The sequence below is a fragment of the Pseudomonas sp. Snoq117.2 genome (assembly GCF_900110545.1).
GTDB classification, from domain to species: domain Bacteria; phylum Pseudomonadota; class Gammaproteobacteria; order Pseudomonadales; family Pseudomonadaceae; genus Chryseomonas; species Chryseomonas benzopyrenica.
Genome location: NZ_FOED01000002.1, coordinates 439,733 through 466,466 on the forward strand (window position 1 = coordinate 439,733; position 26,734 = coordinate 466,466).

The 26,734-nt window shown below is 63.5% G+C and carries 26 protein-coding genes; 14 read left to right on the forward strand and 12 right to left on the reverse strand.

Features of this window, described 5'->3' with window-relative positions; all coding sequences use genetic code 11:
* Positions 1-43: 43 nt before the first annotated feature.
* Positions 44-361 (forward strand): hypothetical protein, encoded by a 318-nt coding sequence (locus tag BMZ43_RS07955; protein WP_093252168.1) that lies wholly within the window; start codon positions 44-46, stop codon positions 359-361.
* A 274-nt stretch (positions 362-635) separates the two neighbouring features.
* Here BMZ43_RS07955 and BMZ43_RS07960 read toward each other — a convergent pair whose 3' ends face one another.
* From BMZ43_RS07960 to BMZ43_RS07980, 5 genes are all read right to left on the reverse strand, one after another.
* A complete protein-coding gene (locus BMZ43_RS07960; protein WP_093252171.1) occupies positions 636-1,073 on the reverse strand; it encodes a hypothetical protein in 438 nt (145 codons plus the stop codon).
* Positions 1,074-1,722: 649 nt separating this feature from the next.
* The gene (locus BMZ43_RS07965; protein ID WP_093252175.1) at positions 1,723-2,301 is read right to left on the reverse strand and encodes a helix-turn-helix transcriptional regulator; all 579 of its coding nucleotides are present in this window, start codon (positions 2,299-2,301) and stop codon (positions 1,723-1,725) included.
* 84 nt (positions 2,302-2,385) lie between these two features.
* Positions 2,386-7,857 (reverse strand): trifunctional serine/threonine-protein kinase/ATP-binding protein/sensor histidine kinase, encoded by a 5,472-nt coding sequence (locus BMZ43_RS07970; RefSeq protein WP_093252179.1) that lies wholly within the window; start codon positions 7,855-7,857, stop codon positions 2,386-2,388.
* Positions 7,857-8,225, reverse strand: a complete 369-nt coding sequence (locus tag BMZ43_RS07975) for a response regulator transcription factor (RefSeq protein WP_017641385.1) — start codon at positions 8,223-8,225, stop codon at positions 7,857-7,859. The genes BMZ43_RS07970 and BMZ43_RS07975 overlap by 1 nt, the downstream gene beginning before the upstream one ends.
* Positions 8,226-8,283: 58 nt before the next feature.
* Entirely contained in the window at positions 8,284-9,282 is a 999-nt protein-coding gene (locus tag BMZ43_RS07980) for a response regulator (protein WP_256562892.1), read from the reverse strand.
* 577 nt (positions 9,283-9,859) lie between these two features.
* Between BMZ43_RS07980 and BMZ43_RS07985 the strand changes: the two genes are divergently transcribed.
* Positions 9,860-10,861, forward strand: a complete 1,002-nt coding sequence (locus tag BMZ43_RS07985) for a LysR family transcriptional regulator (protein ID WP_143075237.1) — start codon at positions 9,860-9,862, stop codon at positions 10,859-10,861.
* Here BMZ43_RS07985 and BMZ43_RS07990 read toward each other — a convergent pair.
* A complete protein-coding gene (locus BMZ43_RS07990; RefSeq protein ID WP_017641388.1) occupies positions 10,858-11,319 on the reverse strand; it encodes a Rid family hydrolase in 462 nt (153 codons plus the stop codon). The two genes, BMZ43_RS07985 and BMZ43_RS07990, sit on opposite strands and share 4 nt — an antisense overlap.
* A 269-nt stretch (positions 11,320-11,588) precedes the next feature.
* Here BMZ43_RS07990 and BMZ43_RS07995 point away from each other — a divergent pair, with 269 nt between their 5' ends.
* The 3 genes from BMZ43_RS07995 to BMZ43_RS08005 all read left to right on the forward strand — a co-directional run bounded on the left by BMZ43_RS07995 (position 11,589) and on the right by BMZ43_RS08005 (position 14,372).
* On the forward strand, positions 11,589-12,275 hold the full coding sequence (locus BMZ43_RS07995; RefSeq protein ID WP_093252188.1) for a hydrolase: 687 nt from the start codon (positions 11,589-11,591) through the stop codon (positions 12,273-12,275).
* A gap of 66 nt (positions 12,276-12,341) precedes the next feature.
* Entirely contained in the window at positions 12,342-12,905 is a 564-nt protein-coding gene (locus tag BMZ43_RS08000; protein ID WP_093252194.1) for a putative antibiotic biosynthesis monooxygenase, read from the forward strand.
* A gap of 72 nt (positions 12,906-12,977) precedes the next feature.
* Positions 12,978-14,372: an OprD family outer membrane porin gene (locus BMZ43_RS08005; RefSeq protein ID WP_093252202.1), complete on the forward strand. Its 1,395-nt coding sequence runs from the start codon at positions 12,978-12,980 to the stop codon at positions 14,370-14,372.
* Positions 14,373-14,553: 181 nt separating this feature from the next.
* On the opposite strand, the gene BMZ43_RS27240 is transcribed toward BMZ43_RS08005, so the two are convergent.
* Positions 14,554-14,835: a diguanylate cyclase domain-containing protein gene (locus BMZ43_RS27240; protein ID WP_093252205.1), complete on the reverse strand. Its 282-nt coding sequence runs from the start codon at positions 14,833-14,835 to the stop codon at positions 14,554-14,556.
* Positions 14,836-14,943: 108 nt separating this feature from the next.
* Here BMZ43_RS27240 and BMZ43_RS08015 point away from each other — a divergent pair, with 108 nt between their 5' ends.
* The gene (locus tag BMZ43_RS08015) at positions 14,944-15,372 is read left to right on the forward strand and encodes a nuclear transport factor 2 family protein (protein WP_064309037.1); all 429 of its coding nucleotides are present in this window, start codon (positions 14,944-14,946) and stop codon (positions 15,370-15,372) included.
* Between the two features lie 671 nt (positions 15,373-16,043).
* Positions 16,044-16,265, forward strand: coding sequence for a hypothetical protein (locus tag BMZ43_RS08020; protein ID WP_093252208.1), 222 nt, complete (start codon positions 16,044-16,046; stop codon positions 16,263-16,265).
* A gap of 163 nt (positions 16,266-16,428) precedes the next feature.
* Here BMZ43_RS08020 and BMZ43_RS08025 read toward each other — a convergent pair whose 3' ends face one another.
* The 3 genes from BMZ43_RS08025 to BMZ43_RS08035 all read right to left on the reverse strand — a co-directional run bounded on the left by BMZ43_RS08025 (position 16,429) and on the right by BMZ43_RS08035 (position 17,891).
* Positions 16,429-16,644: a hypothetical protein gene (locus BMZ43_RS08025; protein ID WP_256204539.1), complete on the reverse strand. Its 216-nt coding sequence runs from the start codon at positions 16,642-16,644 to the stop codon at positions 16,429-16,431.
* Between the two features lie 217 nt (positions 16,645-16,861).
* Positions 16,862-17,548: an LrgB family protein gene (locus BMZ43_RS08030; protein ID WP_093252211.1), complete on the reverse strand. Its 687-nt coding sequence runs from the start codon at positions 17,546-17,548 to the stop codon at positions 16,862-16,864.
* Positions 17,541-17,891 (reverse strand): CidA/LrgA family protein, encoded by a 351-nt coding sequence (locus tag BMZ43_RS08035; protein WP_093252214.1) that lies wholly within the window; start codon positions 17,889-17,891, stop codon positions 17,541-17,543. The genes BMZ43_RS08030 and BMZ43_RS08035 overlap by 8 nt, the downstream gene beginning before the upstream one ends.
* A 332-nt stretch (positions 17,892-18,223) precedes the next feature.
* Here BMZ43_RS08035 and BMZ43_RS08040 point away from each other — a divergent pair, with 332 nt between their 5' ends.
* A complete protein-coding gene (locus BMZ43_RS08040; protein ID WP_093252217.1) occupies positions 18,224-19,414 on the forward strand; it encodes an amino acid aminotransferase in 1,191 nt (396 codons plus the stop codon).
* Positions 19,415-19,468: 54 nt separating this feature from the next.
* On the opposite strand, the gene BMZ43_RS08045 is transcribed toward BMZ43_RS08040, so the two are convergent.
* Positions 19,469-20,089, reverse strand: coding sequence for a TetR/AcrR family transcriptional regulator (locus BMZ43_RS08045; protein ID WP_017641398.1), 621 nt, complete (start codon positions 20,087-20,089; stop codon positions 19,469-19,471).
* A 143-nt stretch (positions 20,090-20,232) separates the two neighbouring features.
* Here BMZ43_RS08045 and BMZ43_RS08050 point away from each other — a divergent pair, with 143 nt between their 5' ends.
* From BMZ43_RS08050 to BMZ43_RS08070, 5 genes are all read left to right on the forward strand, one after another.
* A complete protein-coding gene (locus BMZ43_RS08050) occupies positions 20,233-21,495 on the forward strand; it encodes a serine hydrolase domain-containing protein (protein ID WP_093252219.1) in 1,263 nt (420 codons plus the stop codon).
* A 127-nt stretch (positions 21,496-21,622) separates the two neighbouring features.
* A complete protein-coding gene (locus BMZ43_RS08055; protein ID WP_093252222.1) occupies positions 21,623-22,957 on the forward strand; it encodes an alginate export family protein in 1,335 nt (444 codons plus the stop codon).
* A gap of 38 nt (positions 22,958-22,995) precedes the next feature.
* On the forward strand, positions 22,996-23,484 hold the full coding sequence (locus BMZ43_RS08060) for a DUF3237 domain-containing protein (protein WP_017641401.1): 489 nt from the start codon (positions 22,996-22,998) through the stop codon (positions 23,482-23,484).
* A gap of 77 nt (positions 23,485-23,561) precedes the next feature.
* Positions 23,562-24,734 (forward strand): MFS transporter, encoded by a 1,173-nt coding sequence (locus BMZ43_RS08065; RefSeq protein WP_017641402.1) that lies wholly within the window; start codon positions 23,562-23,564, stop codon positions 24,732-24,734.
* A 169-nt stretch (positions 24,735-24,903) separates the two neighbouring features.
* A complete protein-coding gene (locus BMZ43_RS08070) occupies positions 24,904-25,158 on the forward strand; it encodes a DUF2790 domain-containing protein (RefSeq protein ID WP_093252225.1) in 255 nt (84 codons plus the stop codon).
* 137 nt (positions 25,159-25,295) lie between these two features.
* Here BMZ43_RS08070 and BMZ43_RS08075 read toward each other — a convergent pair whose 3' ends face one another.
* Positions 25,296-25,490 (reverse strand): hypothetical protein, encoded by a 195-nt coding sequence (locus BMZ43_RS08075; protein ID WP_017641404.1) that lies wholly within the window; start codon positions 25,488-25,490, stop codon positions 25,296-25,298.
* 230 nt (positions 25,491-25,720) lie between these two features.
* On the opposite strand from BMZ43_RS08075, the gene BMZ43_RS08080 reads away from it, so the two are divergent.
* Complete coding sequence (locus BMZ43_RS08080; protein WP_026083883.1) at positions 25,721-26,692, forward strand: endonuclease; 972 nt, start codon at positions 25,721-25,723, stop codon at positions 26,690-26,692.
* The last annotated feature ends 42 nt before the right edge of the window (positions 26,693-26,734 follow it).

Below are 26,734 nucleotides of genomic sequence, written 5' to 3' on the forward strand. Positions count from 1 at the left end.
GCACGGCATGGTAAGACACCTCTTTCACCACGAGAAAATCGCCATGCGCCATCTGTTGCTACCACTACTCCTAGCACCCGCGATTCTGCTTAGCAGCCCCGCCTTCGGCCAGCAGGCGCTGGAAACGGATAGCGACTACCTCCAGCACCGGGCAGCCTCGTTGAGTGAGCGGATAAACCTTGCCGTCAAGGGTCACCAGGTGTCCAAGCAACAGGCAGCACGTTTGCAAATGGCCGTAGGCCAGGTGCAGACACGTGCGGGGCATCTACAGGCTCGCGACGGAACGATCAGCCGGCCGGATGCCGATGCCATGAACCAGACGCTTACCGACGTTGAAAGAACGCTTACCCATCAGCCGTGATGGATAAGGCAGATACATGTTCTCCCAAGACAGATCTCCAATGTTCCTCAGCAGCCTCCATGGCCGCCGCTGACGTGACGTTGTTGGCGCCCTTACCGCTGCGTACATCAGTCCGGTAGGGTCCCTAGACTTTCGAGAGCGAGCATCTGTCCATCTTCAGAGCTTCGTACTGTCTGGCGGCAGCTCGTCTGGCTAGTCAGGATCGTGCTCTTCGTCGAGATGCCGCCGGTGAGCGACTAGCGACTAGCTGCGGTGATTATCATGTTTTGGTAATTCAACTGGGACGCGAATGCAGCACAGCGAGGCTGATCTGCACCAAAAGCATCTCGGGGCCGGCTTCTGATCGATGACTGATCAACTCTTCTCCCTTCTCGGTTTGTGCCTCCCCGGCCCTCGTGATCATGAAACGATAAAGCTCGATAGGTTCGTTGGTGACCGCGTTTCGGATCAAGACTATGCAGGCAATCTTTCCCTCGTCATCGTGGGAAAGCGGGTGAGTAATGATTTCGAAGAATCGGCCAAGCACAACGGCCTTGAAACGATCTTCAGTCGCCTGAATGTGCGTCCAGACTTCAGCGACGTCTTCACCGCCCGCAAGATCGGCCATGATGTCGAAATACCTGGCCGTATGCGCCTTGGCCCGCCTGAGGTCCTTTCCGAACGATGCAAGCATCTGGACGCCAGCGATGTAGTCTTTGCCTACCGATTCCATGGACAAGCTCCTGGTTGTGAAAGAGGAAGCTGGGACGGGTATAGAGACAATGGGTCGAATGTTCTTCTTTCGGACCTGCTACGCACGGAGAAGACTCCCTGTCCCCTTAGCACCGAGAGGTGCGCGCCACCTCGAGAACACGCCTGGAAAGCACCGGACTACCGCGCCCCGGACAATGTGCAGGGCTAGCGATCCCGCGTTGCGACGCCATGTTGCATGCAGGTACCGCGGATCAGACGCAACAGGGGCGGGATCGGGGTCATTACCCGCTCTCCATCGGCTCGACCTGAGCCTGGATGCGAAGCGCGTCCGTCCCAGCCAACCACCGCTTTGACCGCTCTGCTGGAGCGGTCGGCTGTTCGCCCACGCCGTTCGCAACGCGGCGTCGAACGCCATTGGCCATCGAACTACCTCGTGACTCGTCTCCGCGACTCGAACAAATCGCCCTGCAGATAGGCTGAAGCGAACTGCGCAGCGTCGGCGAGACCTTTCGGCAGCAGGGTGCCGTAGTGCCTGGAACCTGTCGGAAAGCGCTGTAGTCATGACGTCGCATGGCAGAACGGCCGGGTCGTCTGTCGCCCGGAGTGCGCGCCCGGCGTGGCCGCTGCCCGGTGCCGTCCCTGCATGCTTTCCACTTGCACCAATAACATCAACTAGCCGTACGGATAGTATCCGCAGGGATATCACTTGCGTCGTGCATCACGTCCTGCCGCATGGATCGCCAACGGCGCGGGGTATGACCGGCAAGCCTTGCGAAGGTCCGACAGAAGTGGGACTGATCGGAAAAGCCGCATTCCAGAGCCACGTAGGCAACGGAAAGATCTGTCTCCACCAGCAGACCCTTGGCCTTGTCGATTCGACAGGCCAGGGCCCACTCCTGAGGGGATACGCCCGTGGCTTTCTTAAAGGCGCGGGAGAAGTGACTACGCGAGAGCGAGCAGCTTTTCGCGACTTCCGCGACCATCAGCCGGCTGCTGTCGCTCTGGTCCTTGCCCAGTAGTTCCTTCGCCTTTCGTTCCTGCCAGGGTGCCAGCGCGATACGTGCCTGTGGCTCACCTTCAGGCCGCGCATAGTGCTGCAAGAGGTGGCTGCACAGCTCTCGACCGGCTTCCAGCAGGCGCCGCGTCTCCACTGCGCAGGCATTCTCCAGGGCGTCCTTGAGCAAGTCGACCAGTTGGTAGGTCTCGGCGTCCAGGGCACGGGCGTGAGGCAAGTAAGAGCTGGGCATGAGATCTCTCCTGAAACTGATGGAGAGAGCGTGCCGGACATCGCGCGGCGCTGCCCTTTAGCCGATGTGAAACGTTCTTAAAGGTCATTTAAGCGCGGCTGCAGGAAGTTGGGCGATCCCCTCCCCCATGCGCGGCAGCGTGAAGAAAAACAGACTTTCCCCGCGCCGACCGCGGGTACAGCGCAGCGAGCCACCGTGGGCACTGATGATTGACCAGCAGATGGCCAGGCCCATTCCCATCCCGGTGGGCTTGTCGGTGTAGAACGCCTGAAACACGCGATCTTCGCAGCCGGGCGCAACGCCAGGCCCGCTATCCTGCACGATCACCAGAATGTCTTCACGCACCGGACGGGCCGAAATGTACAGCCGTCGCCGCAAAGGCGGCAGATCCTGCATGGCCTCGACCGCATTGATGATCAGGTTGCGCACCACCTGCTGGATCTGAGTAGCATCGCCCAGAGCATAGGCATGAGGGGCAATGTCGATGACCAGCCCCACGTTCTGGTCCTGAATATCGGCCCGGGTGACAGACAGCACCCGATTGATGACGCCATCTACCGCGATCGGCTGGCGCTGCGGAGGCGCCTGGCGCGCCAGGGAGCGCATGGCATTGACGATGTCCGCCGCTCGCTGACCCTCGGACAGAATATCGCGAATCCCCTCCAGGGCGTCTTCCACTGCGGGGACTGCCCGATCCAGCCAACGCACGCTCGCACCGGCATTGGACAGGATGGAAGCCAGCGGCTGATTGATCTCGTGGGCGATGGATGCTGCCAGTTCGCCCAGCACGCTCGCCTGGGAAGTCCGCTCCAGTTCACCGCGGGCGGCACGTAGCGCGATGTCGGTCTGGCTGCGTTCGGTGATATCCAGCAGTACGCCGATGAAGCCATTGCCCGTGTCGTCTGGCTCCCCGGCCAGTTCCAGGAAATGGTGATTGCCGTCGAGTGCCACCGTCCGGAACTTGAGACGAAAGGCATCGTGGCTGTGGACACCCTGGCGCAACTGCTCGCCGAACGTTTCTCGATCGTCCGGATGGACCAGCAGCGCCGCGTCGTGCAGGTAGCCGGCATCACCCGGGGCAGGCAAGCCAAGCTGATCGAGCAGCTGGCGCGACCACAGCGAGGCGGATGCCTGGGGCTTCCAGGAGAAGGTTGCATAGCGACTCACCGCCTGGCCCAGCGCCAGCAGGGCCTGCGTCCGCCGCAAGGTGCTTTCGCTGGCTCGCCGCCGCTCGTTCTCGGCGCTGAGGTCACTGTAGAGCTGGGCGTTGCTCAGCGAAATGGCAGCCTGGGCAGCGATCAGCTCCAGGACGTCCACGCGCGCCGGCTCGAAGATACCTGGAATGAGGGCGTTCTCCAGATAGAGCACGCCGATGACCCCGTTCTGCTTGAGCAGGGGAATGCAGCCCACCGAGCCGCGTTCGAGCTCCAACAGGTGCGGATCCTGGGTGAAAAGGCGCAAAGCTTCGGTGCCATTGATGGCGAGCGGCTCGCGATGTTCGAGCACATGCCGGACCAGGCAACGAGGTATCGGCAGGTCACGGGGCAGCTCGCCTCGAAGCCTTACCTCCACGCCACTGGCCTGGGCGACGCCGATGGCCTCGACCTCCAGGTCATCCTCGGCGCCTAGCAACAGCGCGGTGAAGGTCGCGCCAGCGTGGGTAGTCGCGTTGGCCAACAGCGTCTTGATCAGGGCTTCCGGCTCGATCTCCCGCGAGAGCGCCTGGCAGGCCCTGGTGATGGCGAGAACGTCGAGTTCATGCTTGCCCGGAAGCGCGAGGCTGGGCGCCAAGGCGGGCGCTTCCCGCAAGTCGGGATGGGTCAATTCAAGGCGTTCGGCCAGGCGCTTGGCGCCCCACCGGCACCAGGCGTCACGTCCCAGTCGCAGGTGTACCCGAGCCCCGTAATGCATGCTGACCAGGGCCAGGCAGCGACTTTCCAGCTCGTGGCCCAGCCCCTGAATGTGGATCGCCCCGCAGGCGGTGGCCTTGTCGATCGCGTCCTCGTAGTGCAGCAGGGCCTGCAGATGATTACCTTCGATGCGCTGGATCTCGGCTTCGGCGAGCGCCAGGCGGTCGCCGAAATAGCGCGGGTTCCGCTCCGCTGCGGATCTCAGGCACTGGAGCGGACGACTGAAATCCTCGGTGGTGCCGGTTTGGGTCTGTAGAGCGGCGCGGGTGAGCACCGTGAACAGCGCCAGATCTACCAGATGGACATGCACAGGGGCTGCCCAAGCCAGCGCCCAGGCCCGATCCAGATGCCCCGCCGCTCGAGTGAGACTGCCGTCCAAAAACAGATACAGCCCCTCGAACAGCTCCCACAGGAAGTGCAGCTCACCCATCTGCGAGCGGGCGACACGCTGCGCAAGCTCCGCATGATCGGGAATGGGGATGGACTTGCCGATGTCACCGGCCAGCCGGCGAATGTAGAGCGCCTGGATGAAAAGGATGCTCTGGGCGTCGATGAATTCGAGGTGCCGCGCGTACTGCAGACCGGTATCGATCTGCCGGAGCATGCGTTCGATCGGCGCACCCAGCACGATCAGGTCGGAAATGATGTGGTTGTTCGCATAGCAGGCGAAGCTAGGACTGCCTTTTGACACCAGAAACCGGTAGGCGGACTCGGCACACTCCACCGAATAGGGCAATGGTCTGGTCCAGACGCTCACCCGCTCGAGTGCGATCAGGGCCGCGCCGCGCGCCTTGGTGAAGCGCGGCTCGGCACTGAGTTCGGAGGCGACTTCGGCGTAGCGGAAGGCATCGCCGTGCCGTCCCAGATGATGGGCTGTCGCCACGCCAAACCAGGCAAGCCCCTCGACGCCGGCGACACTGAGTCCATGCGCGAGCGTCAGCCGGAGGATCTGGCTGGCGGCCACCCACATCAGGTTGGGTTCGACGAAGGCACCTGGGACGATGGCTGCGCGCAGCAGGTCGACGCTCGCCCTGATGCGCTCGTCCGTCAAGGGCGCCAGCTGACCGAAGGCAGCTGCCGGGTCGGTACCGAGCGATTCGGCGACGCTCCGGCCCAAGGCTTCGGCAGCATGATCCGACAGTAGCAGGTCGATGTCAGGCGCCAGGTGGGCGAGGCCCTGCGCCAGGGTTTGGAGCGCCCCCCGGTAGTCCCCCTGCAGCGAAAATATCTCGCAGCGCAGCCGGTACAATTCGGCGCGATGGTCGGCGCGGCGAGTTGCCTGCAGCTGCGTGTCGATGTAGTCCTTGGCCACCTCGTAGGACGCATTTAGGATGAGGCATTGTCCGTAGAGGACCCTGACCTGGGAGGCCGGCTCCTCATCGCCGACGGCGAGCGCGGGATTCAGTCGCTCGGCATAGTGCAGATAATCCAAGGCGACCGCTGGTGCCACCAGGCCACGCGCTTGTTGCGCGCCGTCCACCAGCAGGGCTACCAGGGCCGCCGTCTGTTCCGCGGGAAAGGCATCGGCAGGCACCTCGAGCACATGGGACGCCGCACGGTGGACCAGGCTGGGCTGGTCGCCGGAGGCCACCGCGGCGGTAAGGCGCAGGGCGAAGTCCTGATGCATCGCCTGCCGGGCACCGGGTGCCAGCCGTGCTGCCAGTGCTTCCCAGATGGAATCGTGGACGAACGACAATCCGGCGCGGTGCTCGACGATCAGGCCCGCCACGAACGCCGGCTTGAGCCAGCGAATGACAGATGCCGGATCCAGCTCCGCAATCAGCGCCAACTCCGCCACGGCGGTTTCATTGCCCAGCAGCGCGAGCTTTTCCATCAGCTCGCGCGTACGCATCGGCAGCTTTTCGACGCGCAGGTCCACCAGCGAGGACATGCCACCGGAAGGGATGTCGGCGCCCATGGCATTTTCGCGAAACGCGGCCACGGCCTGGCGGAAGTACAGCGGATTCACGCTGCCGTCCTGCCCGATCTTCGCCTTCAGGAACGCCCGTTCGGCGTCGGTGAGGAAGGTCTCCAGCACCAGGAGCGCGGTCAGCGCCTGGTCATCCAGCGGTGCCAGCGGCACCTCCTTGACCCGGCACCTCAGTGAACGGCAATGCGCCAGGAAGGCCGCCGCGGCCGCCTCGGGACGCAAGGCACTGGCTCGATAGGCGACCACCAGCAACAGGTGCCGAAATTGCCCGGGCTCGAGTTCGCGCAGGAATGTCAGGGACTCGGCATCGGCCCGGTGCACATCATCCAGAAACAGCACCAGGGGATGATCGGGCGTGGCTACGGCCTGCAGCAGCTGCTGCAGGGTGCCATGCAGGTGACGGCGTGCCTCGCTCATGTTGGGCGTCACGCTGAGGCGCGCAGGTCCTACGAGTTGCTCCAGTTCCGGCACCAGCCGCGTGACGGCGCTGCCGAATTCACCGATCGCCACCTTAAGTCGCGACGCCCAGTATTCGCCGCTCTGGCGTGAATCGTCGCACAGCGACTTGCATAGCGAGGAGAGCGCATTGGCGAGCAAACCATAGGGGCTGGCATGTCCCAGCGCCCTGCCCTTGCCCATCGCATACAGCTGTCGTCCGGGCGCATTCGCGAAGAATTCGGTCACCAGCGCCGTCTTACCCAGCCCGGCTTCGCCACTCACGAGCACGAGCCCCCCCTGCTCCGCCAGCAGGTCATCCAGGGCATCCTGCAGTAGCCCAAGGTCCTGCGTCCTGCCGATCAAGACGCGTGGGGACGCCTCCGCCACCTGTATCGATACGTCAGAGGCGTCCCAACTCGGGCAACTAGCCTCCTGCCAATCGGCATGGCAGCGCCGGAGTTCGGCCTCGAGCTCCAGTGCCGAGGCGTAGCGTAAACCCGGCTGCTTGGATAGCAGGCGAGCGATGAGCGGATCCAGACAGCTGGGCAGGTCACTTCGCCGCGACGTCACCGAGGGTGGTTCGACCGCCAGGTGAGTGTGCAGCCAGCTGGGCGCATCGACCGCTTCGAAGGGTCGGTCACCTGTGGCAAGTTCGAACAGCGTGATACCCAGGGCGTAGAGATCGCTGCGGACCGTGGCCGCCGCCTGTCCGCCGTTGGCGAGTTCGGGTGCCAGATACGCCAGGTTCGACGAGCCGATGTCGCTTCCCGCGCCTGGCACGCGTTCGGTCTCGGCGGCATAGGCGAAACCGGTGATACGCACCGAATCCCCGGCACCGCAGAGGAGATTCCCGGGTTGGAGGTCCCGATGCAGGATACCCGCCTGGTGTACGTCGTTCAGCGCGGCAGTCGCGGCGATGGCCAGCCGGAAGAAGCGATCGATGGGTAGATCGACGGCCCTCAGGGCGGACAGCGGTACGCCGTCCGCATCGTCCAGGACCAGCACCGGTCCATTGGCGGTATTGAGCAAGGCGCGTGGCAGTACCGCCCAGGCCGCGGCCAGGCGCGGCGTCAGCGCATATTCGCGATCCAGTCGTGGATCGTTGACCTGGGCGGAGGCCGAAGTGATCAACAACCAGGGTCGTTGGGTACGCTCGTCATAGGTACGCCAGCGGTGCAGGCCGTCCACCTCGTCGATCGCGATCCAGGTCGCCTTGCTCGGCCATTCATCGCTGAAATCCAGGCGATCACACCAGGGCCGATCGAGTCCTCCTGCCATCAGGACTCCCAGGGCGCCGTGGCCCGAGCCAGCGTGGCGAGCAGCGCTTCCGCGGTAAAGGGCTTGGCGAGGAACTGGACGCTGGTATCCAGGCGCACCGCTTCGACATCCACCCCCTCGGCCTCGGCCGACATGTAGACGATGGGAATGCGGTAGCCCGCGATGCACAGCTGCCCATAGGTCTCCCGGCCTGACAGACCTGGCATGTTCAGATCCATGAGCAGGCAGGAGGCCCGCGCCTTCCATTCGGAATTCAGCAGGCTTTCTCCCGACGGGAAGGACACCGCCTGATAGCCTTCCGACTTGAGCAGATTCACCACCGCCTTGCGGACGGATAGTTCATCATCAACGACACAGACGGCGTCCATGGGCAGCCTTGAGCGGAGGATACGAAGTGCCGAACGGTACGCCGAATCCAGTGCCTGTTCAGGCGGATTGGATGTCGAGCGTCGCGCTATCAGGCAGCCTTCCCGCCATTCTACCCAGCAGGACCAGCTCCACTAGGGTGCGTGTGCTCAGTTTTGTCATGATGTGCCTTTTATGCAGCTTGACGGTGACCTCCTGGAGTCCCAGCGCCAGCGCGATGTCCTTGTTGCGTCGGCCCTCGACCAGCAGACCGAAAACCTCCTGTTCGCGCGGCGACAGGGTGGCGAAGCGCGCGCGGATCGCATCTTCGCGTCGCGCCTGCACATGCAGTCGATGCGCCGTTTCCAGGGCTTCCTGCAGGCTGTCGAACAGCGCTGACTCGTCGAAGGGCTTGGTGATGAAGCCGACCGCTCCCGCCTTCATGGCCCGTACCGACAGGTCGATGGTGCCGAAGCCCGTCATGAAGACGATCGGCACCTTGATACCACGCTGGGCAAGCTCCGCCTGCAGATCCAGACCGCTGCTCTGACTCAGGCGCACGTCCAGCAGCAGACAGCCGGGATCCTCGAAGGAGCAGGTCGACAGGTAGGCCTCGGCGGAGGCGTAGGCGAGCGCGCTGAACCCCGCCGATCTAAGCTGGCGAACCAGGCCGTTACGTACCGTCGATTCATCGTCGACGATATGCACGGTAGCCAGGGCTCTCCAGTCGGGCGATCGGTCATCCGCCTTGGCGACCGCTGGCGGATGGTCCTTGGCGGAGGCGAGCTGTGCGACGGGCAGATTCAGTCGATAACCACGGCCGGCCACGGTTTCGAGCAGATCGCGATCCAGCGCCAGCTGCTTGCGTAACGAAGACATCTGGACATGGAGATTGTTTTCCTCGACCACCGTATCCGGCCATACCGCTTCGATGAGTTCGTCCTTGGTAAGCAACCGCTGAGGCGCTGCCAGCAAACACTCGAGCAGGTCAAAGGCGCGGCTGCCAAGCCGAACCGGCTGGTCGTGGCGAAACGCCTCACGGCGCTCGATCGATACCCACACATCTCCTAGACGAATCATAAGCTCCTAGCCGGCTCGGTAGTGGCTGACGATCAAAGTATGACGTCAGTTATCTATCGATAGTATTACTATTGAAATTGGCATTAACGCGTCGGTCCCGTGGTTCAGGGCTACGGCGCTATCCGCCAACGCGCGGACCGGCAAGCCTGAATGTTCCGTCCATCGGTACGCGCCATTGGTGCGCGCCGTCGAATCGGCTGCCGCGTACGACACCGTCGCAACAATCGTCCAGCTGGGGCACAGGTGCAGGCGCAGCAAATGGACGGACACGCTGGCGAGAAGATTAAACGGGGGAGATGTCGCCTGAGCGTTAATTAACGTTAATCCAGCACATTTACGTTAATTAACGTCCTGGTCCTTTGGAGAAGAAGCCCGGCTGATCGGACCATGACGAGCGCTAATCGGGACGTTCGAAGCTGCAGAAGCGCGCGGCAACCCGCGTAGATGCCGAATGCTGGATGGCCCCACGCGTATGGACTGATCCTCTGTTGGAAGATCTACCCCCTTGGTTGTCACCTTGGTTCCGCAGCACCCTTTTTCGTATGATGCCCGTCAACAGCAGACGGAAACCTCCGGTGTGGACGCTTCAGCAAAACCGGCTTCTCCAAGCCAACCCGACCCGAGGATAGCGCGCTGGGACGCGGGGGCCGCGGTCAACCAGCTGTCCTGGGACGACCTGCGCATCATCAAGGCGCTCAGCGAGTCCGGCAACCGTGCGGCTACCGCCAAGAAGCTGGGCATCAACGTCTCAACCGTTTCCCGGCGAGTGGCGCAGGTGGAGAAAACCCTGGGCGTGGCGTTGTTCGACCACCGTCGCTCCGGCTATCAGCTGACGGTCGAAGGCGAGGAACTGCGTGCCTTGGGCGAGCGGGTCGAACTGGATATCGTCAGCGTCGCACGACGTGTCTCCCGCGCTGCACAGGGTCCACTGGGCAAACTGCGGATCACCACCAGCGACTCGCTGCTGCTGTACTTCCTGACCCCGATCATCGCCGACTTCAAGGCGGCGAACGATGGCATGACCATCGAGGTGCTGGTGGGGAATCAGACCTTGAGTCTGGCACGGGACGAGTCCGACATCGCGATCCGGGCCACCAGGAAGCCCGCCGACAGCCTGGTCGGTCGCAGGCTGGCCACCATTGCCTGGGCCGCCTATGGCAGTCGCAACAGGGTGCGGCAGGAGGATCCCTATGCGGCCGGCCAGGCCTGGGTGTCCTACGCCTCCGCCCTGGCCAACCTCAAGGCGGCTGCCTACCTGGAATGCCGAGTTGCCCCTGAGGACGTCTCCTACCGGACTGATTCGGTCGCCGCCGCCAGTGCGGCCATCGTGGCAGGGCTGGGTTTCGGCTTTCTGCCCTGCATGCTGGGCGACAGCACGCCCGGTCTGGTGCGCGTGGGGCCGGTGGTGCCAGAGCTCAACGACGAACTCTGGCTGCTGACTCATCAGGACATCCGCAAGTCCTGGCGGGTAAAGGCCTTCATGGCGTTCTGTGCGGCGGCGGTAGCCGAGCAGAAGGCGCTGGTGGAAGGTCAGCGCCCGTTTGCCACTGCGCTCGAAGACAGCGAAGCCTCTACCTAGCACGCGCGACTGCCAATCACCGCCCGGCAGGCGATCTCGATCAGCTGCGGGCGCTGGGCCAACCTCGAAACACCAATGATGTTGCTGGCGCAGCGCGGCGCCTCACAACCGTAGGCCGCCTTGCGCACCTTACCGACGACGGCAAAGGCGGCGTCCATGTCCAGCACATAGAGAGTCTCCTCGACCACGTCTTCCAGGCTTGCGCCATAGAGCGCGAGCAGTCTGGCGATGTTGTCGTAGGCGGTGCGCATCTGCTCGCCCATGGTGGAAAAATCGCTGGGGCGACCCTCGCTGTCCAGCGGTGCGGGCGCTACCAGATTGCCGTCTGCGTCATGATTGAACTGCCCTGAGACGAAGATTTCGTCACCCACCCTACGGGCCTGCGGATAGCCGTAGGCCTGCTCCCACGGTACGCCCCAGTACGCCGTGTCCTTGTCCTTCAAGTGTGCTGCTGCCATTGCCTGTTCCTCGCGGAAAGTGGATTCGCGATGCGGAATCCGGGTGATTGGAAGGCCAAACCCTAGCAGCGCACTGACGATTTTTATGGCGCAAATTTGCGCTTTCAAAGGTGCAAAAGTGCACAAGCACAGCCTCGATCGATCCCTTACCTTGGATACCAGTTCCGGTCACAACCGCTGCGAACGAGGCCGTCGCCCCCTTGAGGGCGAGCCGCCGAGATCGCCGCACGGAGCACAGCCCAAACCACACTCAATCGATAGGTGAAGCCATGAACAACTCCAAAACCGAAGTCCTAACTCCCCTGAACAGCCAGCTGATCTTCATCGACCAGCAGCCGCAAATGGCCTTCGGCGTCCAGAGCATCGATCGCCAGACGCTGAAGAACAACACCGTCGGCCTGGCCAAGGCCGCCAAGATCTTCAACGTGCCCACCATCTTCACGACGGTCGAAACCGAAAGCTTCTCCGGCCACACCTATCCCGAATTGCTCGCCGTGTTCCCCGAGGCGCCGCTGCTCGAGCGCACCTCGATGAACTCCTGGGACGACCAGAAGGTGCGCGATGCGCTCAAGCGTAATGGCCGCAACAAGATCATCGTCTCCGGCCTCTGGACGGAGGTGTGCAACACCACCTTCGCCCTCTCCGCCATGCATGACGCGGGCTACGAGATCTACATGGTCGCCGACGCCTCGGGCGGCACCACCCAGGCCGCTCACGACTACGCCATGCAGCGCATGATCCAGGCCGGCGTGATCCCGGTAACCTGGCAGCAGGTCCTGCTGGAATGGCAGCGCGACTGGAAGAACCGCGACACCTATGACGCCGTCATGGCGCTGGTCAGGGAGCATTCCGGTGCCTACGGCATGGGTGTCGACTATGCCTACACCATGGTGCACAAGGCCCCCGAGCGTGTCGCTCACGGCCCCACCCTGGCGCCGGTCGCCGCGGCCGTCTGAGCCACTGCCAGCCCCACCGTCTCGGGCGGTGCTGGCACTTCCATTGCCCAGGCAGGAGTCCTACTCATGAATCCCTCTTCCACTACCGCGACCCTGGTCGTGCGCCACCAGGTCCACCCACAGCACGAACAGCGCTACGAAACCTGGCTGCACCAGACCATCGAGGCCGCCAGTCAATTCCCGGGCCACCTGGGGGTGGACGTAGGCCGCGAACGCCATGGAGATGTCCTTGATTTCACCTCGGTGTTGCGCTTCGACGAGATGCAGCACCTGCAGCTATGGCTCGAATCCTCTGCCCGTCAGTGGCTCGTCAGTCAGGCACGCCCGTGGCTGCAGGATGGCGACAACACCGAAATCCAGCTCGGCAAGGACTTCTGGTTCGCGCCCCGGGAGGCCGACCAGGCACCTGCACGCTGGAAACAGGTGGTCGTCAGCTTCCTGGTCATTCTGCCCCTGAGTCTGCTGGTACCTGCCCTCTGGCGGCCCGTATTCGGCGTCGCCCCCTGGCTCGCCGGCTACCTGATGAGCAACCTGCTGATCACTCTGAGCATCGTGGTGCTGGTGGTGTACCTCTTCATGCCGCTGGCCACCCGCGCGCTGAATCCCTGGCTCAGCACTGACACCCCATAGCGCGCCAGTCCTTCCGCCGCCCTCCTCCCCTTCGTCCGCGATAGCCCTTCCGTTCTTTCATAAGGAATACCCATGAGCGCCGCCGCAACCTTGCTCGACCGCCATCTGCACACGGCAGACCTGCCGTCAGCCCCCTCCACCGCAGTGGCGACCGGTAGGCAAGTGCTCGGGCATCGTTACCTGGGAAAGCGCTGGCAGGGTTCGGTCCTGCGAGGCTGGCTGCTGGGTCTGTTGCTGGCAACGGCCACTGGCCAGTCCGCCGCCGCGGCCGAAACACCCGCTCCCGCAAGCTGGGATGTCTTGCTGCGCAACTACTTCCTGCACAGCGACCTGCGCGACGAGGTCGGTCCCGTCCAGCAGAGCTATCAGCAGGAATGGGCGCAGGGCGTCATCGGCGAGCTGCGCTCCGGCTACACCGACGGGGTGCTTGGCGTGGGTTTCGATGTACACGGTTTCCTTGGACTGAAGCTCGATGGCGGCCGCGGACACACGGGTACTGGACTGCTGCCGGTCGATGGCAAGGGGCGTAGTGGGAATTATGCGTCCGCTGGTGGAGCCTTGAAAGTCCGAATGGGGACCTATCAACTTCGCTATGGCGAAATGATGGTCGAGACGCCCGTTTTCGATACGGCTGACAAGCGCCTGCAACCGGAATACGCCACCGGATGGATGCTCGAGGGTACGCCACGACCCGACATGCAGCTGCAACTTGGACACTTCACAGGCTTCAAGAATCAGGCTGGTCGCTCTTCTCATGACGATCTGGAAGGAGCAGGAGTCTCTACCCGCGGCAGTGCCATCAGCCTCGTCGGCGCGCGCTTCGCCGTCACCCGAACGTTCAGCGCTGCCCTTTACGCCGCACAACTGGATGACCGTTGGCGGCAGGACTATCTCAACCTCAGGGTGAGCGATGCCAGCTGGACGCTGGAGGCCAACGCCTACCGTACGCGGGACCAGGGATCTGCCACCGCTGGCGCGATCGATACGCTCGCTTATAGCCTACTAGGCAGCCATCGCATCGGTGCTCAGACGTTCACCCTGGCTTACCAACGGGTCGAAGGACGGACCCCTTTCGACTTCGTGGGTGGCGACTCTATCTACCTGGCGAACTCGGTCAAATACGCCGATTTCAACGGCGCCGGCGAGCGGTCCTGGCAGGCGCGGTACGATCTGGATCTCGCGGTATTCGGTCATCCCGGCTTGAGTGTGATGGCGCGGTACGTCAGCGGTCGGGGCATCGACAGTACCCATACCAGTCCTGACAGCGCCTATGCCCGTTCACTGGAGGCGGGCGGACGCCACTGGGAGCGAGATCTCGACCTGCGTTACCGGGTCCAGCAGGGCGCGGCCAAGGATCTACGGGTGACGCTTTCCCACGTGAGTCACCGAGGCAACGACGCCCAGGGCGGGCGAGACCTCGATCGGCTGTATCTCATCGTCGAGTACCCGCTGCGTGGCTTCATTTGAGGGCACGCGCCATGAGTCGCGGCTTGGCGATGAAACCGTCCCACCGTTCGGCGTGCAGGTTCGTGCTGACGGCTCGGCTCATGCCATGGACCGCAGGACGTCACTCGACCGAAGCGCAAACGCAGGCGTTGCCGGTCAGTCGATGGAACCTGTCGCTCGCCCGTGAACCTCGTACGATCCGTTACGCTCCCTCGGCTTGATACGTCGCTCGATCGGCACGCTCGAACACCACCCTGGCTGTTGCCGCCCCTGGCCCCGAGCGGCTTATGCCAATCGACGCGGCGACCCGCACATCCGCGCCGTGGTTGTCGAAAGGCGCCTTCGGGCTATCGAGCAGACGTTGGATAATGGCCGCTGCGTGGGTGCTATCGCTGCACGTCGAAGCGACAGCGAACTCATCTTCACCCATGCGCCCTATCGCATCACCGCGCACCCCGGGATGGCGAGTTACGAGCGGTTGCATTCACGCCTGTCAGGCAGGCAGAATTAATCTAGTTGTACGATGACGGACAAACAAAATCATCGGCGACGCCTCGCTTCGTTCCAATAACTACAACAAAGGAATCTCGACATGAAAAAGCTGACGCTCTTGGTAGGCTTCCTCTGCCTGTTCACCGGTTATGTCGCCGCCGCTCCCCATGATGAAAGTGACGTAGCTGCCGCCGTGGACAAGCTGACCCAAGCCATGTGGCACAAGGACATAGCGCAACTCAAGGCACTGACCGCTGACAACCTGACGTATGGGCATTCAAGCGGCAACATTCAGGACAAGCAGGCATTCATCGCCGACATCGAGACGGGGAAGAGTGCGTTCAACGAACTGAAGATGCTCAACCAGAAGATCACCCTGTCGGGGGATGTCGCGCTGGTTCGCAATCACTTCTCGGCCCAGGCTGTAAACAGCGGAAAAGTCGTGCCAACTGAAATCGAGAATTTTCAGATCTGGCAGAAGCAGAATGGCCAGTGGCTATTGATCGGTCGTCAGGCATTTCGCTTCTGATAACTCCTTCGATAGAGGCTGCGTCGATCGCCATGGAAGGTCGTAGAAGATCGACGCTCTCTCGGCCCCTCTACCGCTGCCACATTGTGAACTGCCACCTCGCTGGCCTTGGGTCTTCTGCAAGCCGCCGGCATCGGTGTTGATCCCTTAGACAGTCCTGTCACGCTGCACCGGGCCATCGACGTCCCTAAGCTGGGCTGGCGAATCTCCGTCAGCAGGTCAGTCGATCTTGGCCCGCTTGCGTGTCCGCATCGGCAGTTGGCCTTCGAAATCAATCTGACTGTTCCTGAGCTGACCGCGGCTCAGAGTTTACCGGTACCTGACCGCTTGCCACTTGCGTCGTAGCGCATCCTCGGAGAGCAAGACAGCCATATTGAAGAAAGCTGGCTTCCTTCATCGGCCAGCGCGGCGCCTGACATCAGATCGGCTGGAGAACAGCACCGCGCTGTCACTGCGGCCCGACGTCACGATTGGACGCTTTCACCAGGCGTGTGAGTCGTCAGTCCTATCCTTCGGCACGTCAAGCCAGGGGCCACCAGGCTGTGAAGATCGTGGCGCGCCAGCCACTCGTCGAAATCCAGCGACATCGCCCAAATGATTATTGCGATATTCGAACGGGCGAATCATAGTGGCCTGGTGCCATTTACCTGATCGATGTTCGAGACCTGATCATGCACCCCGATCCCCAAGGCCAAGCCCGCGAAGCGCTACTTGGCCTTCATCGCCAACTCCAGGAAAACGCCAGCCAGCTCAGCCAGGTCGACTGCGATGACCCGGACGTCCGAGCCGTGCTGCAGGCAGTACATGATCTCAATCAGAGAGTTGCCGACCTGGTGGCGGAAACCGCCTTGCTGGCGCCCTTGGAACTGGACTCGGTCACCAACGGCAGCTAATGCGACGGTACCCGCCAATCCTGACTCACCGCCCCTGTCGACTCGACCGCTCACCGGGTTCCGGGCGAGGAGCCGGCGAAACGCCGTGACAGACTTCCCGAGCTGCATTGCCAGACCAAGATGCACGGGCGCGAGTGGAATGACAGGCGCTGTTTGAAGCCGCCTATCCGCCAGCGTCTTTACCCGGCCGCCGTTGGTAGGCACGCGCCCATTCGAGCAGGCTGTTTTCTTCGTCGGTACGATCATCGACACCGCACTCTTCCAGTACGGTCACCACTCGACTCATGAAGTCTCGATCGATGCGAGCCTGCTCCATGAGCCTGGTCAGATTCAGCTGACCCAGCCGCTGGAGCGGGGTCTGAGATTCGTTGTCTTCCATGCCCATCACGTCTGTCCCTGTAAGCACGGCTGCCGAACACCGACTGGCCTATCGCCATCATCTTCCGGACGGAGTCTGGGCTGGCAATGGTTATTGCACGAAGTGTCAAGAATGATGACTGAGCGGCAGTTGATGGCGCGTCCAAGGCGGTTGGCTTAGGCCCTCTGCTCGGCTCTCCGCGCCAGGCAGGCCCCGGCGAGCCTGCCCTACCTGCAACCTAGAAGCCCAGCACCAGAGGCAGCACCAGCGCGGTGACGATGCCCAACAGAATCATGCCCAGCGCCGAGAAGGCTGCCGTTTCCTGGCCCTCGCGCAAGGCATGGGCCGTGCCGATGGCATGGCCGTTCATGCCCAGGGACAAGCCGCGAGCCGCGGGATCTTCCACCTTGAAGACCTTGAGCAGCGGCAGCGCCAGCGTGGTGCTGATGACGCCGGTCAGCATCACGATCACGGCGGTCAAGGGCGCGATGCCACCGAAATGATCCGCCAGCGGCAAGGCGATCGGCATGGTGACCGACTTCGGCACCAGGCTCATCAGCAGGGTCTCCGACAAGCCAAACAGCCAGCCCAACGCCAGGGTCAGGGAAACGCCCACGACGCCCCCTACCGTGAGGGTTATCAGCAGCGGCTTGCAGAGTGCCACCACCCGCGGGAAGTTCTTGTAGAGCGGAACGGCCAGGCCTACGGTGGTGGGCCCGAGCAGCATCGAGAGCATCCCGCTGGCGCCGCGATACGTCTCGTAGGGAATCCCCCCGACCCAGAGCACGGTGGCGACGATCGCCGTGGTGATCAGCACGGGTTGCAGGATGATCAAGCGCAGCCGCTGTTGCAGCACGAGCGCCAACTGATAGGCCGCGAGCGTCAGGGACAAGGCCAGCAGGGGCGCCAGGGCTTGATCAGACATGATCTTTGCTTCTACCGATCAGGTACTGCAGCAGCCAGCCGCACAGGGGAACGGTGACCAGCAGAGACAGGGCGATGACCAGCACCAGGCGCAACCAGACCGAGGCCTCGATACCGCTGAAATCGACGATTCCCACCGCGGGCACCACGAGCATCAAAGGCAGGTACCTGAGCAGAGTGCCCGCCATGGTCTCCACGCCTTCCGGCACCCTGCGCAAGAGCATCAACAGGGTGAACAGAACGATGATCCCCAGGACACTGGCCGGAATGCCCCCTATGACGTTCGTCATCCCAGAGCCCAGCAGATAGCAACCTACAAGCGTCAAAAAACCCGAGATATTCATAACCACCCTGAGTGATAGCTTTCTTGTTGAATAGCCTTCAATAACGGCGTGCGCGGCAACGTCCAACACGGAAGACTCGCATCGAGCTGCGGACCTGCGCCCCGCCGGAAAGCATGGAAATCGCCCTGATATGGCCTTTCTGCGGCTCACCTGCTACGGCTGGCGTGAGCGGGCCCATGCTAGCCTTTTCACTATAGGCACAGCTGAAAATGCCTGTGCAAATCCATGCTGAGATCGGCGAAAGGTACCCGGTGCGTTCGGCTCAATGCCGTGAATAGCGCCTCGATCCAGGTCGCCTTACCCTGCCCTGCCAATCGGATATCCGTACAACCATGTTCGAACACCTAGCCGAGTACCCGGGCGACCCGATACTGTCGCTGATCAAGACCTATCAGGACGACACCCGACCCGAAAAGGTAAATCTGGGTGTCGGGGTCTATCTGGATGCGCAGGGCAGGTTACCGGTGCTGCAGGCGGTGGCGGCGGCCGAACAGCAGCTGAGGAAAGCAGCGCCGGCACCTTCGATGTATCTTCCCATGGCGGGTCACGACGCTTATCGCCTGAACGCTCAGCGCCTGCAGTTCGGTGACCAGAGCCAGGCGCTGGCGGAGGGGCGGATCGCGACCATCCAGACCCTGGGCGGATCGGGCGCCCTGCGGACCGGTGCCGACTTCCTGCGTCAATGGTTTCCGGATTCAGGGGTCTGGGTGAGCGACCCGACCTGGGACAATCACCTCGCCCTCTTCGCCGGGGCCGGCTTCACCGTCGGCACCTACCCCTATTGCCGGCCGGCCTCAGCCGAGCTCGCCTTCGAGGCCATGCTCGGCACCCTCAGCACCCTCCCCCGGCACAGCATCGTCCTGCTCCATCCCTGCTGTCACAATCCCACCGGCCTGGATCTGACCAACGCCCAGTGGCTGGCGGTCATCCAGGTACTGGCCGAACGCGAACTCATCGCCTTCGTCGACTGTGCCTACCAGGGTTTCGGCGAAGGACTGGAAGCGGACGTCTTCGCCATCAGGGAAATGGAGCGCGCAGGTCTGAGCTTCCTGGTGAGCTATTCCTTCTCGAAAAACTTTTCGCTGTACGGCGAGCGGGTGGGCACCCTGTCGGTCGTCTGCTCTTCTGCGCCACTGGCGACCAAGGCCCTGGGCCAGTTGCAAGCCACGGTGAGACGGCATTACTCGAGTCCGCCGCGGCATGGCGCTCTGCTGGTGGATCTGGTCCTGGGCAGCGAACTGGCCGATCTCTGGCGGACCGAGGTGGACGCCATGCGCACCCGCATCGCCGCCATGCGCGAGTCGCTGGCACAGGCGCTGGTCGAGGCGGGCCTGCCACTCGGCGAGCGCATGCGTCGCCACCGGGGCCTGTTTTCCTATACGCATCTCACCCGGGCGCAGGTGCTGCGGCTCCGTCAGGATCATGGGATCTATCTGGTCGACAATGGCCGCCTGTGCCTGGCGGGGCTGACGGAGGAAAGGCTCGCCTACGTGTCTGCGGCGATCGCAGAGGTGACCCGCTGAAAGATAGGGCCGCCCCCGCGAATTCGTCCAGGCCTGACTGAAGCTGCTAGCGCCTCAGCCCGGCACCGCACGCATGCCCTCGAAGATCAGGCGCGTGGTGTTGCGCACGTTGGCGGCATGTCCCTCCCGATCCATCTCGTCACTGGCCGTAAGGCGCAGCAGTTGCAGGTGCGAGTAATCGTTGAGCAGAAAGGCCGCCAGCTCTACGTCCAGATCGGCGCGCAGCTTGCCGGCGGCCTGCAGCTCGCGCAGCACACTGGCGATCTCGCCCTGCAGGCCGCGGTTCATCTGCCGGTAGGCCTGGGGCAGACCGCTGTCGCCCCCCACCAGCACCAGCGGCAGCAGTTCGCGCCAGAGCGCGGCGGGCAGCACCTCCAGTGCGTAGCTGACGAGGAGGTGCTCCAGATGGCAGAGCGCCTCGACGGGATCCGCGAAGTCGCGGATGTGCCGGCGCACGTCGATCAGGGCGCGGCGATCGGACTCCTTGATCATCTCCAGGATGATCTCGTGCTTGCTGCCGAAATACTTGAACACCGTGGGCGCGGAGACCCCGGCCTCGCGGGCGATCTGCTCGACCGTGGTCTCGCGAAAGCCCTGGCGCTGGAACAGCATGACCGCCGCGGCCGAGATGGCCGTGCGGCGTAATTCCTTCTGACGTTCGCGTAGGCCGCTCACCGTCGCTCCTGCTTGCTGGTTGTGGCCGAAAGGATAGCGGGCTTGCCTTGACCGCGAAAAATATTTTATTGACTAAAAAAATTAACAGGGTTAATTATTTTCCCGTACCTGCTCTACGCAGGGCAATTGCCAGGATGAGTCTGATGAACCAGATCCTCGACCGCTCCCTGGTTTCCCGGAATCGGGAAGTCAGCGAGATGTACGACCAACAAGAACAAGAGCCCGTACTGATGCAGGGTTTTCCTGCCGAGCCGGACCAGCGCGTGACCTGGGCCAACTGGATGTCGCCGCCGTTCAACCGCTGGGGCTTTCGCAACCTGACACGCCTGCGCCCCACCATCGAGGTAGCCGCCGGATCGCGACCGGACGCGGTGCTGGCCCAGGCACCCGTGGCCCTCGAAGCGCTGAGATTCCAGAGCAGCTGCGGCCGCCGCGTCAGCGCCCTCGACCATCTGCGCGCCAGCAAGACCGACGGCTTTCTGGTGCTGCACCAAGGCCGCGTGGTGTACGAGCGCTACTTCAACGGCCAGGTCGCCACGGACCGCCACATCATGTTCTCGGTCACCAAGTCGCTGATCGGGGTGCTCGGTGAGCAACTCATCCATGACGGCGTGCTCGATGCCCAGGCACTGACCCAGCACTATGTGCCGGAACTGGCCGGCAGCGCCTTCGGCGACGCCACCGTCCGCCAGTTGCTCGACATGGCCGTCGGCGTTCACTACACCGAGCTGTACGACGATCCCGCCTCGGAGAGTTCCCAGTACGGCTACGCCTGTGGCTTCAAGCCGGCCCTGCCCGAATACGCCCAGTACGAATCCCTGTACCAATACCTGCCGTCGCTGCGCAAAAGATGCGAGCACGGCGGCCTCTTCCATTACGTGACCGCCACCACCGAGGTGCTGGCCTGGGTGATGGAGCGTGCCAGCGGCCTGGGCTGCGCCGAGCAGCTGCAGCGGATCTGGCAGCAACTCGGCTGCGAACGCGACGGCTACTTCATGGCCGACCCCTGGGGTCGCAGCGTCGCCGGTGCCGGCTTCAACGCCACCCTGCGCGACATGGGCCGCTTCGGCCTGATGCTGGCCAACGGCGGTCAGGTCGATGGCCAGCAGGTCATCGACCCGGCGGTGATCGAGGCCATCGCCGCCGGCGGGGACCCGGGGATCTATGGCGTGCACAAGGACTTCTCCGAATGGACCCCGGGCGCCTCCTACCGCAGCCAGTGGTACGTCTTCAACGACCACAGTCCGGCCATCATGGCCAGTGGCATCCACGGCCAGTACCTGTTCGTCGATTTCGCCTCCGAGGTGGTGATCGTCAAGCAGTCGTCGCTGCCCGAGGCGGTCACCGAACTGGACATCGATACCGTACGCCTGCTGCGCGCCATCGCTGCCCAGCTGCACGACTGATCCATCCCTAACAAGATCGACGAGCGCCGGCTTGCCCGCGCGCTCACCTGTTACGACAGGTATCCGGTGGCCATCCTGGCCACCCTTCACTGCCCTGTAATACAAGAAAAATAGTCAGGAGCTTCATATGTGCACAACCAAGCGCCTTCCCGGCGTGCTGCTGGCGCTCGGCCTGCCGCTGGCCAGCCAGCCGGCTCTGGCGGGCTATCCCTTCGAATACGAGAACCTTAAAGGCGACGTCAACCTGACGGTGGGCGCCGGCTCCCTCTCCACCCGGGGCGTCAATTTCGGCGCCGGTCGCGTGGATGCACGCAGTGGCAAGAACGACGGCCGCCGCAGCGCCTGGCAGGAGTTCTACGTCAAACCCGGCGTCACTCTCGACTACTCCCTCAGCGACAGGGTCCACCTGCTCGCCGGTGGCTCGGTGGTCGGCGCCACCACCCTTGGCGACGGTGATGCCGGTGGCTTCACCCGCGGCTCAGACGGCCGCTTCGCCCCCGAAGAGCTCTATGCCGGAGTGCAGGCGGGCGACTGGAAATTCACCGCCGGCCGCCAGAACTTCATGGTCGGTACCGGCTTCATCGTCATGGACGGCAACCTCGACCTGTTCGGCGATGGCGCCTACTGGCTCGGTCCACGCACCGCCTTCCGCGACTCGGCGATCCTGGCGTGGGGGCATGGCCCGGTCCAGGCACAGGCCTTCACCCTGCGCACCGACGATCACTATGGCGATTTCCGCCTGAGCGGCGCCAACCTGGATTACGACCTCGACGGCCAGGTGACCCTCGGTGCCATGGCCCTGACCGTCGATACCCTGGCCAGCAGAGACAGCAACGCGGCGCGCCGCGACGGCATGCGGGTCTACAACCTGCGGGCCCTGCGTGGCCACCTGCCAGGCCTGCCGAACCTGACCCTGAATGGCGAATACGCGGTGCAGCGCGGCGGTGACGGCGCCCTCACCTATGACGCCAAGGCCTGGCATGCCCAGGCCGACTACCAGTTCCAGGACCTGCCCTTCACCCCCACCCTCGGGTACCGCTACGCCGTCTTCTCCGGTGACGACAACCCTACCGACAACCGCCAGCAAGCCTGGGATCCGCTGAGCAAGGGCTTCATCGACTGGAGCACCTGGCTGGTGGGCGACGTGGTGGGGAACTACCTGCTGTTCAACAGCAACGAGCGCGTCCAGCAGTTCTCGCTCAAGAACCGCCTCAGCGACACCCTCACCCTGGGCGTCATCCACTACCAGTTCTGGCTCGACCAGGCCAACTTCCGCGGCGCCGCGGTCAATGACCGGCGTTTCGCCGACGAGACCGCGGTGTACCTCGACTGGACGCCCAACCGGCAGTTCTACAGCTCGCTCTCGTACAACTGGGTGCAGGCCAAGTCCGCCGCCCGGCAGGCGTTCGGCGACAACGAGCGCTTCAGCGCCCTCGAGCTCTACTTCACCTATCGCTACTGACCAGCCACCACAGCCCCCGTGGGGCACAGGAGAGCGTGATGACCACCAAGACACCAACCGAGATCGCCGTACCAACGCTGGAGTGGGTACTGAGCCTCCACGTCCTCATCGACCCGGCCGATGACCTAGGCGCTTGTACGGATGGCCAGCGCAGCAACTATCGAATCACCGGCGGGCATTTCGAAGGCTTGAACGTGCGTGGCGACGTGTTGGCCGGTGGCGCGGATTTCTATCTGCAGCGCAGCGACGGCGTGGGTGAGCTGGACGCTCGCTACAGCCTGCGCAGCGATCAGGGCGAGTGGATCAACATCCACAACCTTGGTCTGATCACCCTTAGCGAGCGAGGCCGCACGCAGGTTGCCCAGGGCCTCTGGCCCATCGCCGAAGAGGACTACCACTGCAGTTGCACGCCGCGCTTCCAGGTGGCCAGCGGCAGGCTCGACTGGCTGACCCGCAGCGTGATGATCGGCAAGGTGAGCTATCCCGCCGTCGATAGGGTCACCATCCACTGCTATCGCCTCAGCTGACCGGCAACCCTTATAGCAGCCAGGCTTTTCACTGAAGCGGCAGGCCCGTCCGTGGCCGAGCCGGCAGGTAATAGACCATGACCATCGCCAACCAAACCCTGGTGCGCGCCGCGTGCATCGCCATCGCCGCCGCTTCGATCCTCGTCATCGGCGTGCAGCCGATCTTCATCGGTCTGCTGACCGAACGCCTGGGCCTGACCCTGGCGCAGCAGAGCTGGACCATGTCGGTGGAAATGTGCGGCTCCATCGTCGGGACACTGCTGTATCTGCCGATGATCCGCTTCCTCGGTCCGCGCACCATCGCCCTGGGCACGGCCTTGCTGTTGCTGTTCGCCAACGCCGCGACGGCCAGCGTCACCACCCTCGATCCGCTGTTGGCCTTGCGCGGTCTCTCAGGCCTCTGCTCGGGCGTGCTCTACTCCTATGCCATCTACTGGCTGGGCAGCATGCCGGGGCAGGACAGGTCCTTCGGCATCCTGCTGTTCGTGCAGACCGCCCTGTTCGCCAGCAGCGCGGTGCTCATGCCGATGATCGCCGCGTGGCAGGGCTTCGCCGGAGCGATCTATTACCTGGCAGCCTGGTTCGCCCTGGTCTGCCTGCTGAGCGGCTGCCTGCCGGCCAGGCAGAGTCCGGAAGAACAACGGCTCGCCCACACGCCGCTGCGGGCGGGCCTGACCGTGATCGGCGTCTGCTCGCTGCTCGGCATGCTGTTCCTGCAACTGTCGATCTACTCGCTGTGGGGCTTCGTCGACGGCATCGCCAGCGACGCTGGCGTGGCGCCGGTGGACATCGGTTGGGCGATCAGCATCGGGCTGCTCGGCGGCCTGCCCGGTGCGGCCCTGCCCAGCGTGGCCGGACGGCACCTGGGCCGCGTACCGATGATCCTCACCGGCTCCCTGGCCGTGCTCGGCGCCATCTACATGCTGGCCACGCGCATCCACACCGCCGTGGATCTGCTGCTCGCGGTCTTCCTGATGAACTTCGGCTGGAACCTGGCGCTGTCCTATTACATGTCCTCGGTCGTAACCCACGACCCGAGCGGTCGCCTGACCAAGCTGGTCGGCGTGGTACAGGTCGCCTCCGCCGCCGCGGCCCCGACCCTGCTGAGCCTGATCATCCAAGGCAACGACCGGCGCAGCCTCTTCGTGCTGTCCGCAGGCGCCATCCTGATCGGCTGCCTGCTGGTGATCGTCATGCTGGCCTGCGGGCGGCGCGGCGTGCAGGGCAAGGCACTGGACTGCTCGGTCTGAGCGTTGGCCGCAGGCTAGGGGGTGCCGCGCGAACATCACGGCCTTCCGCGCAGCCAGGCGACAACCTCCATGACCGATTTGTCATCACCCGGTCAGCCTGGCGTCCCCCCTGTCCTCCTAGAGTGGCCCGGTCAGCGACTCGCTACCCACCCCTTCAAGAGGACTCTCCATGAAAGCGCTCCTGCTCGGTCTTTTCGGTCTGCTCGCCACCGGCTCCGCCCTGGCTGCTCCCGACCATCCCGCTCCGATCCATGACAAGCCCGGTTTCTTCGTCCACCTCGACGTCGACAAGGTCGTCAGCCAGACCGACCTGAGCGCCCAGTGCGGAATCGTGCCGGCCCACCTCGACTATCTGGATCACGCCAGCCGGGAACATGAGCTGGACTATCTGGTGTATGGCAATGGCTGCTACAACCAGAATTGAGGCGTCTTTCGACCCAGTACCGAAGCGCGGCGGTCGCCGCTGTGCTGGCCAAGGGGGCGCCTGTAACGGCCCCTTCCGCCACCAGAATCCAAGGCTACCGGGCCAGTAGCGCACGCCACGGGTCGGCATGCGGACCGTTAGAAAAACCGATAGGCCTTGGCCAGGGCCCGCTCCAGTACGGCGATGCAGGCGTGGTCGTCCGCATAGGACAGGAACTGGCGCTGCGCATCGGCCTGGGCCTCGGCCAGACGCGTCTTGCGCTCGGCCAGCTCATCTTCCAGCACCGAGGTGCTCATGCCGCCCAGATCACAGCAGGGGTTGGGGCCATTCATAGAAAACTCCGGACAGAAGTGCAGACTGCGTCATCAGACAAGGTTTTGAGATTTGGTTCACAAATCTTAGCGAATCTCATTGTTACTGAAAGCTGAGTTTCGACCCGGTGCTGTACCGCCCCCCGCGCTAGAGCGTCTCCCCGAGACTTCCGTACCCTGCACCCGCTATCAGCGAGGCAAAAGCTATACAATTCGGCGCCCTAATCGAGCTGTGAAGATACATGCGCCTTTTGCTTTCGCTTCTCCTGGCCACACTGGTGGCCTCCTCCGCGCTCGCCGCGGCGCCCGATACCTTTGTCGAGGCCAAGGTAATCGCCAGACAAAAAGTCTATTTCGATCAGAACACCAGCGCCCAGGGCGACCTCTATTGCGGCTGCAAGTGGGAGTGGGTCGGCAAATCCGGCGGACGGGTCGATGCCGCCTCCTGCGGTTTCCAGGCGCGCAAGCAGGAAACCCGCGGCGAACGCACCGAGTGGGAGCACATCGTGCCGGCCTGGACCTTCGGTCATCAGCGCCAATGCTGGCAGAACGGCGGTCGCGAACACTGCGTGGCGGATGACCCGGTGTTCCGCGCCATGGAGGCCGACCTCTTCAACCTCTACCCCGCCGTGGGCGAGGTGAATGGGGACCGGGCCAATTTCAACTACGGCATGGCCCAGGGCGTGCAACCGCAATACGGCCGGTGCACGACGAAGATCGACTTCCAGGAACGCGCCGCCGAACCGCGCGACGAGGTCAAGGGTCTGGTCGCCCGGGTCACCTTCTATATGTTCGATCGCTACGGCCTGAACATGTCGCGCCAGCAACAGCAACTGCTCATGGCCTGGGACAAGCAGCAACCGGTCACCGCTTGGGAGCGCGAACGGGATAGTCGCATCGCCGCGGTGATGGGCCATGGCAACCCCTTCGTGTCCGGCGAGCGACACTGGACGCTGGGCTACCAGCCGGTTGGTGACGGCATCGTCAGTCCTCTGCCGGCGGCCAAGCCAGCGCCGTCAACGCCCTCAGCACCGGCCAAGACCGATAGCCCCGCCGCGGCCAGCCAGGGCGCGATCATCGGCAACCGCAACAGTCACGTCTATCACCTGCCGCAAGGCTGCCCGAGCTACGCCCAGGTGTCGCCGAAGAACCAGGTCAAGTTCGCCTCCGAAGCCGAGGCGAAGGCGGCAGGCTTCACCAAGGCGGGCAACTGCGCGCCCTGATCGCCAGCCCCAGGCGCTGACCTGCAGCACCCAGGGGTCCTG

Excerpts from the sequence above, each read along its gene's own strand:
- BMZ43_RS07955 (WP_093252168.1), top strand. The coding sequence starts at position 44 with ATGCGCCATCTGTTGCTACCACTACTCCTAGCACCCGCGATTCTGCTT.
- BMZ43_RS07960 (WP_093252171.1), bottom strand. The coding sequence starts at position 1,073 with ATGGAATCGGTAGGCAAAGACTACATCGCTGGCGTCCAGATGCTTGCA.
- BMZ43_RS07965 (WP_093252175.1), bottom strand. The coding sequence starts at position 2,301 with ATGCCCAGCTCTTACTTGCCTCACGCCCGTGCCCTGGACGCCGAGACC.
- BMZ43_RS07970 (WP_093252179.1), bottom strand. The coding sequence starts at position 7,857 with ATGGCAGGAGGACTCGATCGGCCCTGGTGTGATCGCCTGGATTTCAGC.
- BMZ43_RS07975 (WP_017641385.1), bottom strand. The coding sequence starts at position 8,225 with ATGGACGCCGTCTGTGTCGTTGATGATGAACTATCCGTCCGCAAGGCG.
- BMZ43_RS07980 (WP_256562892.1), bottom strand. The coding sequence starts at position 9,282 with ATGATTCGTCTAGGAGATGTGTGGGTATCGATCGAGCGCCGTGAGGCG.
- BMZ43_RS07990 (WP_017641388.1), bottom strand. The coding sequence starts at position 11,319 with ATGGCAGCAGCACACTTGAAGGACAAGGACACGGCGTACTGGGGCGTA.
- BMZ43_RS07995 (WP_093252188.1), top strand. The coding sequence starts at position 11,589 with ATGAACAACTCCAAAACCGAAGTCCTAACTCCCCTGAACAGCCAGCTG.
- BMZ43_RS08000 (WP_093252194.1), top strand. The coding sequence starts at position 12,342 with ATGAATCCCTCTTCCACTACCGCGACCCTGGTCGTGCGCCACCAGGTC.
- BMZ43_RS08005 (WP_093252202.1), top strand. The coding sequence starts at position 12,978 with ATGAGCGCCGCCGCAACCTTGCTCGACCGCCATCTGCACACGGCAGAC.
- BMZ43_RS27240 (WP_093252205.1), bottom strand. The coding sequence starts at position 14,835 with ATGCAACCGCTCGTAACTCGCCATCCCGGGGTGCGCGGTGATGCGATA.
- BMZ43_RS08015 (WP_064309037.1), top strand. The coding sequence starts at position 14,944 with ATGAAAAAGCTGACGCTCTTGGTAGGCTTCCTCTGCCTGTTCACCGGT.
- BMZ43_RS08020 (WP_093252208.1), top strand. The coding sequence starts at position 16,044 with ATGCACCCCGATCCCCAAGGCCAAGCCCGCGAAGCGCTACTTGGCCTT.
- BMZ43_RS08025 (WP_256204539.1), bottom strand. The coding sequence starts at position 16,644 with ATGGAAGACAACGAATCTCAGACCCCGCTCCAGCGGCTGGGTCAGCTG.
- BMZ43_RS08030 (WP_093252211.1), bottom strand. The coding sequence starts at position 17,548 with ATGTCTGATCAAGCCCTGGCGCCCCTGCTGGCCTTGTCCCTGACGCTC.
- BMZ43_RS08035 (WP_093252214.1), bottom strand. The coding sequence starts at position 17,891 with ATGAATATCTCGGGTTTTTTGACGCTTGTAGGTTGCTATCTGCTGGGC.
- BMZ43_RS08040 (WP_093252217.1), top strand. The coding sequence starts at position 18,224 with ATGTTCGAACACCTAGCCGAGTACCCGGGCGACCCGATACTGTCGCTG.
- BMZ43_RS08050 (WP_093252219.1), top strand. The coding sequence starts at position 20,233 with ATGAACCAGATCCTCGACCGCTCCCTGGTTTCCCGGAATCGGGAAGTC.
- BMZ43_RS08055 (WP_093252222.1), top strand. The coding sequence starts at position 21,623 with ATGTGCACAACCAAGCGCCTTCCCGGCGTGCTGCTGGCGCTCGGCCTG.
- BMZ43_RS08060 (WP_017641401.1), top strand. The coding sequence starts at position 22,996 with ATGACCACCAAGACACCAACCGAGATCGCCGTACCAACGCTGGAGTGG.
- BMZ43_RS08065 (WP_017641402.1), top strand. The coding sequence starts at position 23,562 with ATGACCATCGCCAACCAAACCCTGGTGCGCGCCGCGTGCATCGCCATC.
- BMZ43_RS08070 (WP_093252225.1), top strand. The coding sequence starts at position 24,904 with ATGAAAGCGCTCCTGCTCGGTCTTTTCGGTCTGCTCGCCACCGGCTCC.
- BMZ43_RS08075 (WP_017641404.1), bottom strand. The coding sequence starts at position 25,490 with ATGAATGGCCCCAACCCCTGCTGTGATCTGGGCGGCATGAGCACCTCG.